13 protein-coding genes and 1 pseudogene are annotated in these 15,413 nt (G+C 59.5%); 4 read left to right on the forward strand and 10 right to left on the reverse strand.

The features are described from left to right. Positions 1 to 12 precede the first annotated feature (12 nt). Positions 13 to 159 carry a hypothetical protein gene (locus PSC72_RS17985; protein WP_274322802.1) on the forward strand — a complete coding sequence of 49 codons (147 nt, stop codon included), beginning with the start codon at positions 13 to 15 and terminating at the stop codon, positions 157 to 159. Between the two features lie 60 nt (positions 160 to 219). Continuing rightward, complete coding sequence (locus PSC72_RS17990) at positions 220 to 1,791, forward strand: helix-turn-helix domain-containing protein (RefSeq protein WP_274322803.1); 1,572 nt, start codon at positions 220 to 222, stop codon at positions 1,789 to 1,791. Between the two features lie 64 nt (positions 1,792 to 1,855). On the opposite strand, the gene PSC72_RS17995 is transcribed toward PSC72_RS17990, so the two are convergent. From PSC72_RS17995 to PSC72_RS18040, 10 genes are all read right to left on the reverse strand, one after another. Continuing rightward, positions 1,856 to 2,698: an ABC transporter ATP-binding protein gene (locus tag PSC72_RS17995; protein ID WP_274322804.1), complete on the reverse strand. Its 843-nt coding sequence runs from the start codon at positions 2,696 to 2,698 to the stop codon at positions 1,856 to 1,858. A gap of 480 nt (positions 2,699 to 3,178) precedes the next feature. Beyond that, positions 3,179 to 3,415, reverse strand: a complete 237-nt coding sequence (locus tag PSC72_RS18000) for a helix-turn-helix domain-containing protein (protein ID WP_274322805.1) — start codon at positions 3,413 to 3,415, stop codon at positions 3,179 to 3,181. A gap of 130 nt (positions 3,416 to 3,545) precedes the next feature. Then, the gene (locus PSC72_RS18005) at positions 3,546 to 5,468 is read right to left on the reverse strand and encodes a PAS domain S-box protein (RefSeq protein ID WP_274322806.1); all 1,923 of its coding nucleotides are present in this window, start codon (positions 5,466 to 5,468) and stop codon (positions 3,546 to 3,548) included. A 215-nt stretch (positions 5,469 to 5,683) separates the two neighbouring features. Further along, positions 5,684 to 6,124, reverse strand: coding sequence for a hypothetical protein (locus PSC72_RS18010; RefSeq protein ID WP_274322807.1), 441 nt, complete (start codon positions 6,122 to 6,124; stop codon positions 5,684 to 5,686). A gap of 199 nt (positions 6,125 to 6,323) precedes the next feature. Then, complete coding sequence (locus tag PSC72_RS18015) at positions 6,324 to 6,839, reverse strand: hypothetical protein (RefSeq protein WP_274322808.1); 516 nt, start codon at positions 6,837 to 6,839, stop codon at positions 6,324 to 6,326. A 396-nt stretch (positions 6,840 to 7,235) separates the two neighbouring features. Beyond that, positions 7,236 to 7,679: a hypothetical protein gene (locus PSC72_RS18020; protein ID WP_274322809.1), complete on the reverse strand. Its 444-nt coding sequence runs from the start codon at positions 7,677 to 7,679 to the stop codon at positions 7,236 to 7,238. 354 nt (positions 7,680 to 8,033) lie between these two features. Beyond that, a complete protein-coding gene (locus PSC72_RS18025; RefSeq protein ID WP_274322810.1) occupies positions 8,034 to 8,345 on the reverse strand; it encodes a hypothetical protein in 312 nt (103 codons plus the stop codon). 329 nt (positions 8,346 to 8,674) lie between these two features. Then, a complete protein-coding gene (locus PSC72_RS18030) occupies positions 8,675 to 9,127 on the reverse strand; it encodes a hypothetical protein (RefSeq protein ID WP_274322811.1) in 453 nt (150 codons plus the stop codon). Between the two features lie 168 nt (positions 9,128 to 9,295). After that, positions 9,296 to 9,742 (reverse strand): hypothetical protein, encoded by a 447-nt coding sequence (locus tag PSC72_RS18035; RefSeq protein WP_274322812.1) that lies wholly within the window; start codon positions 9,740 to 9,742, stop codon positions 9,296 to 9,298. 288 nt (positions 9,743 to 10,030) lie between these two features. Next, positions 10,031 to 11,031 (reverse strand): IS630 family transposase gene (locus PSC72_RS18040; protein WP_274322813.1). Its coding sequence is split into 2 segments (ribosomal slippage): positions 10,031 to 10,539 and positions 10,539 to 11,031, totalling 1,002 coding nucleotides; the frame shifts between segments, so codons are not numbered across the junction. Positions 11,032 to 11,877: 846 nt separating this feature from the next. Here PSC72_RS18040 and PSC72_RS18045 point away from each other — a divergent pair. Then, positions 11,878 to 12,874: pseudogene (locus PSC72_RS18045) on the forward strand (transposase). 143 nt (positions 12,875 to 13,017) lie between these two features. After that, positions 13,018 to 15,315, forward strand: coding sequence for an MBL fold metallo-hydrolase (locus PSC72_RS18050; protein ID WP_274322814.1), 2,298 nt, complete (start codon positions 13,018 to 13,020; stop codon positions 15,313 to 15,315). Positions 15,316 to 15,413 lie beyond the last annotated feature (98 nt).

Consider the following 15,413-nt stretch of genomic DNA (forward strand, 5'->3'; position numbering starts at 1 on the left):
CGGTGACCGGCGATGGACCTGGTGATGTGTCTCGGATGCGGGTCGTTCACGCCGGCGGTTCCGGGTGAGGTCCGCCGGCCGATCGCCGACGAGTGTCCGAACTGCGGGAGCGTCGCGTTCAGGGACACCGACGCCGGCCGGGACGTCCGAACCGACTGACCGGTTCCACGAGACTTATTACGGCCTGGGGGGACCTCGGCGGTAACTGGGTGTTCCAGGATGGACGATACTCGGGCCGGTAGCCCCCTCGCCGCGGTGGCGGTCGTGGCCGTCGTACTCGCGAGTCTGTTCGGGGCCGGTGCCGTCGGTTTCGCCGGCGCCGCGTCGGCCGATACCGACCGCGTGAGCGGTGCGACCCAGTCGGCTGGGACGGCCGCTTCGATGGTCGGGACCGATGTCCTCGGGAACCTGAGCGACACCGCCACGGCGACGCCCACCCCGACTGCCACGCCGTCCGCTGGAACGAACGCGACGCCCACGCCGACGCCGGACGATTCGCTCTCGGGCGCGATCAGCACCGCGACCGAGAACGCGACCGACTCGGTGACGAACACGACCGAGACCGTCACGAACACGACCGAAAATACGACCGACTCGGCGACCGAAACGACCGAGAACACCACCGAATCGGTGACGGAGACGACCGAGAACACGACGGAGACCCTGGCCAACACCACCCAGGAGACGGTCGAGAACACGACCGACTCGGTGACGAACGCGACCGAGGAAGTCACGAACACCACCGAGGAAGTCACGAACACGACCGAGAACGTCACGTCGCCCGTAGTCGACGAGACCGACGACCTCGTCGACGCGAACCTGACGGCGACCGTCTCCGTCGACGGGGAGGCGACGGTCGGCGCGAACGGGACCGTCGGTCTCAACGGATCAGTCGGGATCGGGGGCGCCGCGGAGACCCCGACGCCGACACCGACCGCAGCAGGCCCGACTGAAACGGATCCGGCGACAGCCGCGAGCACCAGCGACGGTTCGACGGCTGGTTCCGACACGCCGACGACGTCAGGGGGGCTCGCTGCGGACCGTGGCGAGGAGAGCGGCGCCGGCGACTCGTCGCTGCCCTCGCCCGGGGGGGCGGCCGCCGGCGGCGCACTCCTGGTCGCGGGCGTGACCGCCGCCGCGGCGTCGAAACACGTCGCCGCGAACACCCCCGCCGCGCAGGGCAGTGAACTGGCCTGGATCGGACAGGCGGCGCGGTTGAAGGCCCACGGGGCGGTCGACGCGCTTCGGGGACAGGCCGCTCGCCTGCCGCGCGTGATCGTTCCGCCGGGGTACAGCCGCCACGACGACTCCGACCCGCTCGAACACGAGACGCGGCGGGACCTGTTCGAGACCGTCGAGCGCTCGCCGGGGATCAACCTCTCGACGCTCGCCGAGGGGACCGACGCGTCGCTGTCGACCGTTCGTCACCACCTCCGCATCCTCGAAGAGGAGCACCTGCTCGTCAGCGAGCGCATCCGCGGCCAGCGCCGGTACTTCCTCAGCAACGAGTCCGACCCGGCGCTGCTCGCCGCGCTCGACGACACCGCGACCGAACCGATCCTCCGGACGCTCGCCCGGTCGGGGCCGGCGTCGGTGAGCGACCTCGCCGACGCGCTCGGCCGCGATCCGAGCACTATCTCGCACCACGTCTCGCGACTCGAAGACGACGGACTGGTCGAGCGCGAGCGCGACGGCCGGTCGGTTCAGAACAGCCTCGCACCGGTCGCCGAGCGCGTGTTACGCCAGCCCGGGAGCGCGGAGAGCCAGCGACGGCCGGTCGCCACGGAGTGACGGGCGGACGGTCCGCTCCCGTCTCATCTGCCGCTCCTCGCTGGAGTCCTCGATTCTCCGGCGTTCACTCGCCGTCGTCGATCGCGACGTTCGGCGAGATATGCGGTCCGGACGGCCCGTGGTCGACCGTCGCGTCGACGCGGAACACGTCGGCCAGCAGTTCCTCGGTGACCACGTCGGTCGGCGGGCCCCAGTCGTACATCTCGCCGTCGCGCATGGCGATGAGGTTGTCCGCGAACCGAGCCGCCTGGGCGATGTCGTGGAGCACGACGCCGATCGTGATGTTCCGCTCGCGGTTGAGCGTCTGCACGACGTCCATCACCCGGAGCTGGTGGTGCAGGTCGAGGAACGTCGTCGGTTCGTCGAGCAAGAGCACGTCCGTGTCCTGCGCGAGGACCATCGCGATCCAGGCGAGTTGCTTCTGGCCGCCGCTGAGATTGCGCAGCTCCTGGTCCCGGAGGTGGTCGACGCCGGCCAGGTCGATCGCGCGGTCGACGGCGTCGTTGTCTTTCTCGGTGACCGACTCGAAGAACCCGCGATGGGGGTAGCGACCGTGATAGACGAGATCCTCGACGGTGAGGCTCCCGGGCGACTCGTTCTCCTGGGAGAGCAGTCCCAGGCGACGGGCGAGCTGTTTCGAGTCGAACGACTGGACCTGCTCGCCGTCCAGCAACACGTGGCCGCCCTCGGGCGCGAGCTGGTTCGCCATCGCCTTCAGCAGCGTGCTCTTGCCGCTGCCGTTCGGGCCGACGAGAGCGGTCACCTCCCCGCGCGGGACGACGACGGTGTCGCACTCCACGACCGGTTCGCTCGTCGTCGGGTAGCCGATCTCCAGGTCCTCGCCGACGAGTTCGCTGGCCGCGTCGTGACCGTTCTGGTTCGCGCGGTCGCCGTGGTCGTCGTCCATCGCGTTCTCGTCAGAAGCTCCCGGGCGCGCGCCTGAAGACTCCTCGGATACGGACTGGCGCTCTCCCATCAGCGCTCCCCCCGCCCCGTTCGGGTGCGGACCGGGTGCCGACGCACGCTACCCGCACGAGTCGCGACGCCGGGACCGACCCGGCAGACGCTGCTCGTCGCGGGGCTCACGAGTACTCACCTCGGGCACCGCGGTCGCTCGGACACCCGGCCGGTAATCCGCCACTCACCAACGCCCCACCGTACGTCACGGACGCTCTCCGAGTCGGCCCACCCGAACTCTCGGGATCGCGTTCCATGGGTTTAGGCTAGCCAAAAATCCATAAAGAGTTTCCGGAATTGCAGCGAGGCCGACTTCCACTGCGGGACGGTGAGTCGTGGAGAGACCGCGACGGCGCAGCCACGAGCGGCGGGAGGCAGAGAGGCTACGATGGAGATGCCAGTATCGGGCGATCGATGCCCGCGCGTCGGCTTATTCGTCCATCAGCACGGGGATCCACCAGACGCGACTCCGTCCGCCGGCCTTCTTGCTCGTCACGTCCGTCTCCTCCTGCAGGTCGTGGAGTCTGTTCAGCGCGGTGCGGCGCGAACACCCTATCTCTTCGGCCACCTCGCTCGCCGTCAGCGGTTCGGCGTAGTCCTCGCGGTCGCGGAACACCTCGATGACGTCCGACTCTGTGTACTCCGTCTCGCGGCCGGGTTCGACCATAGCGTGACTTCGGCCTGTTCGGACTTAGGGGTTCCCACGAGGGCACCTCTCGGCGACGAAATCGGGTATACCACCGTAGCTGGGGTTCTTCTGCCGCGGGTCCTCTGCCTTCGTCGCTCGGGGACCGCATCTATCGAGCACGCGAGTACCTATTCGAATCTGGCTGTTCAGTCGATCCGGGGAGCGTGAAGTAAAACGTCGACCCCTCCCCGGGCTCGGATTCGGCCCAGATCTCGCCGCCGTGGCGCTCCACGATGCGGCGACAGAGCGCCAGGCCGATTCCGGTCCCGGAGTGCTCCTCGCGACCGTGGAGGCGTTGGAAGACCCGGAAGATACGTTGCGTCTCGTCGGGGTCGAATCCGATCCCGTTGTCTGTCACCGCAATCCGCCACATTCGTCCGTCGCGTTCAGTCGTTATCTCGATTCTCGGTGGTTCGGTCCCGCTGTATTCGATCGCGTTTTTCAGCAGATTCTGGAACACCTGTCGTAACTGCCCGCGGTCGCCGGACACGCGCGGCAGATCGTCCGACTGAATCCGAGCGTCGGTCTCTTCGATCCGCAGCTGGAGGTCGCTCTCCACCTCGTCGAGAACGGCGTTCAGATCGACCGGTTCGAACTCTTTCCCCTGGGTGTCCACCCGCGAGTACTGGAGCAGGCCGTCGATCATCTCCCGCATTCGCTCCGCCCCGTCGACGGCGAACTCGATGAACTCCACCGCGTCGTCGTCCAGGTCGTCGGTGTATCGCTGTTCGATGAGCTGGAGATAGCTCGTGACCATCCGTAACGGCTCCTGCAGGTCGTGGGAGGCGGCGTAGGCGAACTGTTCGAGGCGGTCGTTCGATTCCTTGAGTTTCCGCTGCTGTTCTCTCTGGTCCGTGATGTCACGGCCGATGCCTGCCAGCACGGGCTCTCCGTCGGGGTCTTCGAGGCTCGCCGCGTCGAATTCGTAGGGTATCTCCGCACCGAACTTGGTATGTAGCTCTGTCTGGACTCGCGTCCCGCCGGATTCGAACCCCCGTTCGATGGCGTCTTCGATAGTCTCGTGGTCGTCTTCTCCGAAGAAGTCCAGCGCGTGCATCGACGCGATCTCCTCGTCCGTGTAGCCGGTCACCTCGACTAACGTGTCGTTCCACCGCCGGAGGCAGCCATCCTCGTCGAGCACGTAGAACACGTCGCCGATCGCGTTCAGGACGTCGTCCGTGTACTCTTTGTACTTGTTGAGCAGTTGCTCGCGCTCGCGGAGGGCGCGTTCGGCCGCTTTTTGCGACGTGATGTCCCGGAACAGGCCGACGAAGAACCGATCGCCGTCGAAGACGAAGTCGTTCAGCGAGATCCCGAGCGGTACTTCGTGCCCGTCCTTGTGCTGGCCGGGGAGCTCGACGTACGTCCAGTCGATGTTCCGGGTCCCGGTTTCGAGATATCGGTTCAGCGCGCGCAGGTGCGCGTCTCGAAGCCGTTCGGGGATGATGCTGAGATTGCTCCCTCCGACCAGTTCGTCGGGCGTGTAGCCGAGGATCCGCTCGACCGCCGGATTCGCGTACTGGATCTGGCTGTCCGTATCGAGAACGATGATTCCGTCGGAGAGGGCGTCCGCGAGAGCGACAAACGCCCTCGCGGGCGCTATCTCGGTCGATGGGGTCAGCGCCCTGTCTTCTGTGGCATCCAGTCGAGGCGACTGCCCGCGGGATTCGTAAAAGAGCCCTACGACTACGCGGTCTCCGTCCGAAGCGATCGGTTTTAGATGGGTCTCACAGGCGACGATATCTTCGTTCGACGCCTCGAGCGGCAGCGTCAGCGTGAGCGGTCCGTTCGTTCCGTTTTCGAGAAACGATTCGAGCGGGGCCGGGACGGACGCGAGTATGTCCGTCAGTGCCTTTCCGACGAGGGTCTCACGAGTGTACCCGACGAGATTCACGAGTCCGTCGTTCACTGTGAGAATCTCGCCGGTCGAATCGAGCTGGACGGTTGCGATATCCGCCTTCGATAACAGAGAGGCATCTCCGGGAGCGGGCGTCTCGGTAGATGACGAGGGCAGATCACCCGAACGATCCATGGCATCCCTTTTAATCGATCGAGCACTATAAGTCGTGCCACACAGCATGTAGGGTTTTCCTTGACTGTCCCGGATCTTTCACCTCCAGTCTGCGGGATCGGGAGCAGTCATTCCGAGCGCCACAGCGTGGCGTCGCTGTCGGCTCTTCCGACTCTCTGTGTCACGTCTCTGTGACCAGTATCGAGGTGATGAATTTCGAATCGAATTCAGATGGACTAATCGGTCGCAGTATAGTTTGAATAGACCTTGTATCCGTATTCTTCACCACCAGATGTGGTCCTTTTCAATCCGCGTGCTTCGCCTTCACTCCCTGCTTCTACCGAATCATACTTGATCTGAATGAACTCTGGAGGTCGCTGCACGGAAACGTTAACTACCTTGTAGCTACTGTTGTGCGCTCCTTCCATCCTCCCAAGTGCTTTCTCAGCGAGTCGATTTCCCTCTCCGGAAAGAAACACGATCTTCACTCCGTGTAGCACTAGTCGAGCGTTTTCGTTCGTCGAAACGCTGACCTCCATCCAATAGCCCGAATCAGTGGAGGTTATCTTCTCAACGTTCGGTTCAACTGACCACATCCCGGAACCGACGCAACCGGCGACGACAACCAGTGCTACCACACCGAACGCGAGAAATCTGTAGTGGTTCATTTCATCCATCACTAACTATGTCAATTGAGGCGAATTCGATTGTCGATAGTTCTTCGATACTGAATGGAATATAATTTCCGTCCACTGGACATTCCAGCAGTCTCCGTTTGAATCCCTCGGCAATGACGCTCCGCCTCACGGATTTCGATTTGTAATCGGAACGGTCTCGAGTATTCAATTTGTCGCGGGAGATCTCACCAGGCGGTCGTCAGGGCGCCGACTCTAACTTCTCACAGGACAAATTGTATTTGCAGTCGCGCCAGGACCGTTCGAAGAAGTGAAATTGTGTATCGGTATCCCCGGTGAGCGTCTGGACTGCCAGGTACTGGTTTCCATCAGAAACGAGGCCTTCAAATACGTATACGTAGTTGTTCGGAGTCGTTATTCGTTCTGGCTGCAGGAGCATTTGTTCCGGTTGCTCCGGGAGAGATACTGTAACGTTCTTGCGATAGCTCTGGTTTGAGCTCAGTGTACCAATGTTCTCTCGGCCTAAGATTCGTTGGTGTTCACCAACGAATACGATAGAGACGTTCCGAACGACAACAGGGCCATAGCTACCACCGATATAGGTTTCCAAAGTGATCTCTTGGGCCTGATCACTCTCTTCGGTATCTTGAATTTCCAGCCCGATGGTCCAAGAGAGTTCGTTTTGAGTAATGCAACCAGATGTCACTAAAAGCAAGGCGAATACTATTGCGATCCCTGTTGTTCTGTTTGGTGTCACTGGATATAGTATTACTTTGATACGAACTGTTTCTATGTTTTGAATTTGCCTCTTAGATTCATCTCAGCTATTCGCGGAGACGTTGATGGTCCCGACAGGCACCTCCTGCAGAACCGATTTCTCGTCTGTCAGAAACTGAACCGCCACGTCGTGAAGTGTGACGTTCGTCATGAATCCGCCGGTGTACACCTAGACGGTGGACACGACCTACGAATTGGAGTCGGCCACGTGATCTCCCGCCGCGTAGAGGGTTCACTCTCGCTCCTGCGGGACGTGGCATCCGGCTGGTAAGGCGAGTACCAGCAAGACAATGAGGAGTGTTCGTTTCATGAGTAGGCTACCTGTAGGTGTATTCGACGTCTTTAGGAAGGGGAGTGTTGCGCGGCCAGATAGCTGTTAGTACCTCGCCGTGTACTCTGTATGGGTGACGTACCGATACTGGCCTTCTCCACCACCTTCGAGCCGTAATCCGACGACACCGCCGTCGGAGTCAGTGGGCCGTTCGACGCTGTCGTACCGCATGTTGATGTAATGCGGTTTCGTTGGCGTGGTCACAGTAAACGACTGGCCCTCACCCCAATCGACCTCGACGGTGCCCAAGGCGGTTTCGTTGAGTACAGTCTCGTTTTGAGTGAGGAACAGGACTTTGACCCCGTCCAGAACCACTGGACTCGCGTCCCCCTCTAGCGTGAACTGGACGGTCGTCGAGTGCCCATCATCGGTCTGGACACTGTCTGCTACCTCCGGAGCGACTGTCCACCCCTTCGGCTCGTTCCCGACCTGGTGGCAGCCGGCAGTCAAGACGAGGAGGACAACGAGATACTTTGAGTATCGGCTCATTGTCGACTTGTTTTATTATTCTCACCATCTCGATGGTATTGAATTCGATCGTCGATAGCTATTCGAGGCTGAAACCAATGGCATTCTCGCTCGTCAGTGGAACATCGAGGTCGTCAGCCTAGCCGCGAGCCACGAAGGTCCCGATGCCGAACACGCCCACCTGCTACTTTTGGGTCGTATGGGTCCCAATCAAACCTATTCGATATCAGCTCCGCGTCCGGGTGAGATTACGGCAGAGAACACGACGTGGTAGATACCAGCGTCGACAACAGCCACTAGACTGCCGATTAGCGAGTTTCGAGCAGGGATATCTGTCTCAACGTTCCTCGCCGTTCGATACTCAGAAGCTCACCGTTAGTATTCTGGGTCGTAGTCTGAATACGTCCTGTACCGGTGGGCCCCCTCGTATTTATCAGTCAAACGCAAACCGATAGCGCCCCCGGCTGCGTTTGAAGGTTGACGTAGTGAGTCATACATGAAATTGATATAGTGGGGCCGCTGTGGAAGCGTGACGCTGAAGTTGTGATATTCCGTCTCAAGTTCGTAGGACATTGTTCCGATGCTTTGGTTCTCGATAACACGGTTTTCAGCGGAGAGGAAGACAGCCTTGACGCCCGTGAGTTTCACTCCCTCACCTTGTCCCTGAATAGAGACAGTTACTGTCATATTGACCTCGGAGTCCGTCTGGGAAATACGTTCCACGTCGCCTTCCAGTGTCCACGATCGAGGACTGGCGTGACAGCCCGCGAGAGCAATCAGCAGACAGACTGCTATTACTACCATTATCTCGCTATGACGCATTGCTTTTAATGGTGTCAATGTTTCCTAACTCGACGGGCAGTAGCTCCTCGATGCTGAATGCCGCTGGATACTTCACCGACCGGATCGAGTCTCACACCGTCATCTTTCCGTCCGGCGCCGATGATATTGGCTGTCATCTGGGTGCCTCCCGTGGCGTATCGGTACTGATCATCTGGAATCAGCATTGGAGCTACTCAGTAGCTCCGGGTGTAATTCTCGTATGAGAAGTACGTATATTCTCCCTCCGCGTTCTGCTGCAAGCGCAGCCCGTTAACGCCGCCGACGGCGTCGGTCGGCCGCTTGACTTCGTCGTACTTCAGGTACACGTAGTGCGGTTTGGCCGGTGTAACGACGGTAAACTGATTATTCGTCTCCTCCTCCCAGTCAAACCTGATCGCCCCCAGCGTGGTTTCGTTCAGTAGCGTCTTGTTTGCGGTCAGAAACCGTACTTTGACTCCATTCAAGACGACTGGTGCCGTCGTCCCTCCTAGATTGAACTCAACTGTCGTCGTATATCTCCCATTGGTTTGAGCAGTCTCATTGATCACAGGAGACAGAGTCCATCTATCGTTTTCAACTCCGACCTGATGGCAGCCAGCGGTCACGATGAGGAGCGCAACGAGGCACGTCCGACAGAGAGGCAGCATACGCATCTCTGTTTGACAGGAGTTTCATTTAATTCAACTGTTACGGATCCTTCTTTGGCTGAACGCTCTGTCGCACTGAAAACGTCTCTCAGGTACTGACCGGTAATACTGGATGTCTCCTGGGTGCTTTTCGTAACATGTCACTGTTGGAACCAACACAAGAGCTACTCAGTACTCAGCCGTGTAGTTTCTATATGAGCTATATCGGTACTCACCTTCTGCACTCTGTCGCAAGCGCAACCCGCTGACGCCGCCGACGGCATCGGTAGGTTGCTCAACCTCGTCGTACTTCAGGTACACGTAATATGGCCGCTCCGGTGTGGAGACGTTGAACTGATGAAGTGCTCCCCGCTCGAATCGGACTGTTCCTAGTGTCGTCTCGTTAAGAATGACCTCTTCCGCGGTCAAGAACTCTACTTTGACGCCTTTCAGAACAACAGGTGAGACGTCTTCTTCCAGTTCGAATTGGACCGATGTCGTGTAATTACCGTCACTCTGGACGCTACCTGCAATCTCTGATCCCACGCCCCATACCTTCTCTTGGGGCCCCAGCTCATGGCACCCGGCAGTTACCACTAGAATTGCTATAATACGCTTGTTCAATTTACTAGCCATTTATTTTCACCGAGGATGGGGCGGTGGAGCAACCAAGTGTCACCGTGGTCGTCTCCGAGGGGGCCAGCGTTCCGATCGTTGCCCGACATAGTTCAGGCTCAGGACTGTCATATCCGGCGACCTCGACGTTGTGGAAAGCTGCCCAGTCGCCTTCAACGTTTTTGCTGCTCGCCTGGACAGCGATGTGGAGTTCGACAGCCCCGGGTTTCCGCGATGTCTCTATTGAGCCGTATCGGAGCGATCGTGATCGCGGCTCCATACAACCGGAGAGAACGGCTATAGTGGACGTTAGAAATAATTGCTCACCTTTGGAAGCGACAGTTGGTCGAGAGCAGTATCGATCGCGGTGGTCAGTTGCTCAAGCGAGTCGAAGAACCGGTTGCTGAGAGCGTTTTGGAGTTGTCGCCAGCACTCTTCGACAGGGTTGAGTTCCGGCGAATACGCCGGTAACGTGACGAAGGCGAGGTCGTCACGGGCCGCTAGGTCCGTGACGGCCGACGCCTGGAAGTACGGCGCACCATCTAATACGACGATCAAGTCTTCTTCGAATTCTTCGCATAACGCGAGAATGAAATGTTTTGCATGATCGGCGGTGACGTACTCGGTGAACCGTGAGAAAAAACAGTCACCGTCTTCGGTGATTGCGCCGAGCAGACACGTCCAGTCGCGTTGGCCGGACAATTCGACGCTCGGCCGCGTGCCGCGCGGAAACCACGCGGCACGCGGCTCGACTTGCACCGATTTCTTCGTCTGATCGATACAGACTATTTTGGCGTCCATCTCCGCTCGCTTTTTTTGATCTCGTCGTGGAACTCTTCTTGGTCGGATTCTTCAGCTTCGGCGGCTGTGCGGCGTGGTTTTTGATAACTCAATCCAGCTTCTTTCAACAGCCGCCGGCAGCTCGGATAGGAGTACTCGACATCGTAGGCGTCTTCGAGAAATTCCTGGACGAGCGCCGGCGTCCACGCCGGCGCGTCGATCCCGGCCTCTTCGGGCGGTTCGTGCACGGCTTGTTCGAACTCTTCTTGCTGTGATTCTGAGAGTTTTCGTTTTCTCCCGGATCGATGATCATCAGACACAGCTTGCTCAAGCGGTTCGTCCGTATCAAATCGCATCAGCCAGCTGTAGATCGTTCTTCGACCGGTGTCGTGCCACTCTGCAAGTTCGGATTGCGTTACGCCGTTTTTGTACGCAATTGCGGCTAACAACCGTTGTGTCGGCTTGTTTCCCTCGACGTTGTCGAGGGCGTCTTGGAGGTCTTCGACGGAGATCTCGTCGAGGTGGTCCATTGATCACAGCAACACTCTCTGAGCGGAAAGTTCTAACGGCTACTATAGTGCCGTCCCGCACAGGACTTCTCTTCGTTGAAGGGGCTTATTCATACGTCATTGGGAGTCGCTTGGTATCGATTGAAATGATCCAACTCATCTAGCTAGAATCTCATCGTTCGGATCTCGGCGGATGGTTTGGCACGCCATCCTTGGCTGTAGATCGTATCGTCCTCTAGGCGCTCCTTTGCGTGTTCGCGGTATCTCGGAGAGCAACAGACACTTTATCCTCGCTCATTTAGGCGATGGTGACTTTCCGCTTGCATTCGAGGGCAATCGTCCCACGGATACTAGTGCCGCACGGGCGGAGGAACGTCGTCTCCGTGCGGGCCATCTCCGTCAGGGGTGACTGTACTTATTCTTGGAGAAAACTCTCGTAAGTGCCGGAATCCGTTCGGCGCGTTCCGTACAACTCGACGTCGACGTCAGTGCGTACCTCGCCGACTCGAATGACGACTCGCTCGGGGGGATTATCCAGCTTAACCGTGAATCCCTCTCGAAACGAGGAGTTGGGAATCCTCCCGATCTCTACGGCCTGCATCGTCGTCCCTGAGCTATTCGTGAAGACGACCCGGTATCCTCAATTTCAAACTCCCCCTGGTATTGTTGAAGGACTACAAGTTCGCCGGTGAATTCGATGGCGTCGTCTGTCGACTCTGTCGAAACGTTCTCGATGCTGACAGGCACTGACGTCTGTCCACGCCCATCGCATCCCGCTATCGAGATGAGTAGTACACAAACAATGAGTAAGCGTATTCGAGGGTGTCATAGAAAGCCTCACACACGAGGACGCAGGGTGTTGGAACTGTGTCTACGAGCGCCAGCACCCTGCAAGAAGAGGGTTCTATCGACGAGTTCTTCAATGTCGTGGCTACCGAGACGCTCGCGTTGTTCGAGCATCTTGAGTTCGACTTTTTCAGCGAGTTCGACGTGTTCGCCCCCGCTCGCCGGGGGCGAACACGAGACCACCACCCACCAGAACTCTTCCGAGCGTTCCTCCACTGCTACTACAAGGACATCTACGGCATTCGCCCGGTCACACGAGAACTCCAGAACACGGTCGTCTGGCTCAGCTGGCTTCGATCGACCGCCCTCAAGAGACGCGGTCGATCGCTTCCTCACCGACCTCGAACACGTCGTCGACGAAGTCTTCGACCACCTCGTCGAGCAGGCCGCCGCCCGCGGCCTGCTCGACATGACCTACCGAATCGATTCGACGGACGTGCGAGCGATGCCATCCGACCCAGATGCGTCGAAGAACTACGACCCAACCGCTGAGGAGTACTATTACGGCTACGGCTGTACGATCGTCTCAACCGGCGCAAAGATCCCGATTGCAGCCGAGTTCACCGAGAGCAAACAAGCCGCAGAAGAGACGGCGATGCGCGTCACCCGTGACGCGCTCGCCGTCGCCCAGCCGATCTGGATGCTCGGTGACAGCGCCTACGACACGCTCGACTGGCACGACCTCCTGCTGACCGCAGGAGTCGTGCCAATCGCCCCGTACAACCCGCGAAACACCGACGATCCGCTCAATATCAAGTACAGAGTCGAAGACCGCATCGAGAAACACAGTGACGAGATTCAGCTCAAACAGTCGATCCTAGACGAGACGTACAACCGCCGGAGTCAGGTCGAGCGAACGAACGATGCGGTCAAGGACTGCGGCCTCGGGACGCTACGCGCCCGAGGCCGCGTCCACGCCCGAGCGCAGGTGTTCCTTGCGCTCTGCGTTCGACTCGTCGTCGCCGTCACCAACTACGAACGAGGTGACAATCCGGGAAGCACCGTCATCACGGTATGAGATGGATTCTATGACACCCTCACACATACCAATAACCTCCCACCAAATAAAACTAGTCACTGTGCTTCCCCTATTATTCAGATTGAATCATTGGGATGTACCTAAACCACAGAACTATATTGATGGACTCTCAATTCAGATACATGGAGATTACCTACCAGCACGCAAATCCGCATTCGGGGAACGAATCGTTCCTCTTGCGCATTCGCGAAAAACACGAAGCACGTACGCCGTGCATTCTCGTGGACGCTGGAGATGGCGTCGACGCCGGGGAACTACTCGGTGACGACGAGTATCTGGCAGCGATTCTCCTCACGCACGCACACGTCGACCACTACCGTTCCCTGGACGACGCCCACCGTGACCGAGCGCCGATTCTCACCTCGCCGGGAACAGCGGCGATAGTCGAGGACGTCTTCGCCGAAGGCAAACGTCACTACGGACTCAGTGAGACGGAAGCACTACTCGGACATGTCGAAGGGATCGACAGCTGGCGTGATGTCGTGGCCGGGACTGTCCGCGTCCATCCCGTTCCGGCAGGGCATGCACCCGGTGCGTGTGGATTCCTCGTGGAGGTCGGCGACGAAGATCCGTTCCACGCGCTCGTGACCGGAGACTTCACTCCTCGGGACGCCGGCGGGTATCCCGGCTTCGAGCCGGAGAACTACTTCGACATCGACGCCGTCTTCCTCACGGCGGCGACGAACGATGACTTCGAGGACGAGCTCACGGAAACCGTCGGAACGCTCGTTCAGCGAGCGAGCGAAGGATCGACGACGCTGTGTACGACGAGCGGGCTGACCGGCGTCCACCTGGCGACGCTCCTTGCGGGCGTCGAGCGGGATACCGAACGGGCCGTGCGGGTGATTCTTGCCGGCCAGGTGGCGAAACTGTACGACCGCCTCGGCTACGACCACGACAACGTCGAGACCGTTCCGACGTACTCCGATCCAAAGACCTGTCTGAACGCCGGTGCCGTCACCATCGCTGGACCAGAGGTCCCGGTCGAGGGCAGTAGCGCTCGGCTCTTCCGAGCGATCGAGGACGACCCAAACGCGACGCTCGTGCAAGTTCAGGGCGGGAACACCGACGCGAAAGACAGTGGCGACGCGAAAGGGACGGTCTCCTCGACGATGTTTACGAATCACCCGTCCGAGGACGTCCTCGACGACGTCGTCGACACTATCTCGCCGATCCACGTCGTCGTCGAACATCAGCACGGCCGCGCAACTGAACGGTACAAGGACAAGTGGGACGCCTATACGTGGGCGAACGGCGACGCGACTGAACAGACACTCTTCCGAGACGGTTCCATCGTAGCCCCGCCGTGGGTCGGCGAAAAAACCCACAGTCGCGTTCGGGGACGTGAGCAGTCTCGAACAGTAGCCGCGAGCAACGACGGGCTCCTCGAACAGCTGTCGCTACCGGAAATCGGGAGACGTGACCAGATCGATCTCGCGGCCGAAGGTGTCGACGTGAAGCCCCTCCGCAAGCGGCTTCGGACAGGCCGGCCTGCCCCGGAAACCACGTCCCAGCCGACTCCGAACGCGGAGGCGAGTGGCAGTTCCCGTGGTGAACGTCGGGCGACCGTTGCCGACGGTGGACTGTACGAGACGACGGGCCCGGCCATCAGCGAACAAAAGCGCGCCCGTGTTACAGTGGACACGGGCGATGCGGACCAGTCCGAGGAACTTTTCGATACGGTCTCTACGCAGGTAGTGTTGAGCGCCGAAGCGGATACGACGAACGATAGCGCTCCCGAATCCGTTGATACGGCGCCAGAGCCAACTCCAAAAGACGACGTAAACACGGACGACGAGGACGGTACCGATGCTGGCGAGCGCTTGGAGTCTGTTACTGGGTCGAACGAATCCACTGGATCGATCGAGGCGGACGAACGCGGTGAGCCTGAGCAGACTCGGGAGGAAACAACGGAGGAACCGATAGATAACGACGGCGCTAGCGAGCAGTCTGTGTCCGGTGTTCGGTCCTCAGCGGCCATGGAAGGCGGCGCTGACGATGCCACAACCGTTGAAATAGATCCCGTCGTCAGGTCACTCGCAGCCGAGTACGCCGACGACTGCGGGACAACTATCGACGCTGTCGTCGCGGACGCCGTCGAGGAACTATTGGCTGCCGTCCTTCGTGGCGACAACGTCCACATCGAGCCAGATGCGCCGGCGACAACTATCGATGCGGATTCCGCTCTAGAGCAGGTGATCGAACAGTCAATGGCTGACGATGCAGATGTATCGACTTCTGTCAGACGGACTCTCTGTAAGGGTCTAGGCATCGACCCCGATGCTCGAACAATATCAGTCGCTGGTTTCGATACCTTCGTGCCTCTCGTAGACGCCATCGCTGAAAATGATGACTCCGCAGTCACCGATCCCGACCAGATTGTACAGGTTGCGCTCGAACATCACCTGACCGACCAATGAACCCACGGATTAACCAGTGCATTACATTACAGAAATCCACAGATTTGCGACATCAGAACGAATGATTATTTATGTCCAGCACGGAGGATAGAGCAATA

The sequence above is a fragment of the Halosimplex aquaticum genome, from assembly GCF_028747785.1.
Lineage (GTDB): Archaea > Halobacteriota > Halobacteria > Halobacteriales > Haloarculaceae > Halosimplex > Halosimplex aquaticum.

Bases quoted from the DNA above. Each gene is read 5' to 3' on its own strand.
- PSC72_RS17985 (WP_274322802.1), top strand. From the start codon at position 13: ATGGACCTGGTGATGTGTCTCGGATGCGGGTCGTTCACGCCGGCGGTT.
- PSC72_RS18035 (WP_274322812.1), bottom strand. From the start codon at position 9,742: ATGGCTAGTAAATTGAACAAGCGTATTATAGCAATTCTAGTGGTAACT.
- PSC72_RS18005 (WP_274322806.1), bottom strand. From the start codon at position 5,468: ATGGATCGTTCGGGTGATCTGCCCTCGTCATCTACCGAGACGCCCGCT.
- PSC72_RS18030 (WP_274322811.1), bottom strand. From the start codon at position 9,127: ATGCTGCCTCTCTGTCGGACGTGCCTCGTTGCGCTCCTCATCGTGACC.
- PSC72_RS18025 (WP_274322810.1), bottom strand. From the start codon at position 8,345: ATGACAGTAACTGTCTCTATTCAGGGACAAGGTGAGGGAGTGAAACTC.
- PSC72_RS18050 (WP_274322814.1), top strand. From the start codon at position 13,018: ATGGAGATTACCTACCAGCACGCAAATCCGCATTCGGGGAACGAATCG.
- PSC72_RS18010 (WP_274322807.1), bottom strand. From the start codon at position 6,124: ATGGATGAAATGAACCACTACAGATTTCTCGCGTTCGGTGTGGTAGCA.
- PSC72_RS18000 (WP_274322805.1), bottom strand. From the start codon at position 3,415: ATGGTCGAACCCGGCCGCGAGACGGAGTACACAGAGTCGGACGTCATC.
- PSC72_RS17995 (WP_274322804.1), bottom strand. From the start codon at position 2,698: ATGGACGACGACCACGGCGACCGCGCGAACCAGAACGGTCACGACGCG.
- PSC72_RS18020 (WP_274322809.1), bottom strand. From the start codon at position 7,679: ATGAGCCGATACTCAAAGTATCTCGTTGTCCTCCTCGTCTTGACTGCC.
- PSC72_RS17990 (WP_274322803.1), top strand. From the start codon at position 220: ATGGACGATACTCGGGCCGGTAGCCCCCTCGCCGCGGTGGCGGTCGTG.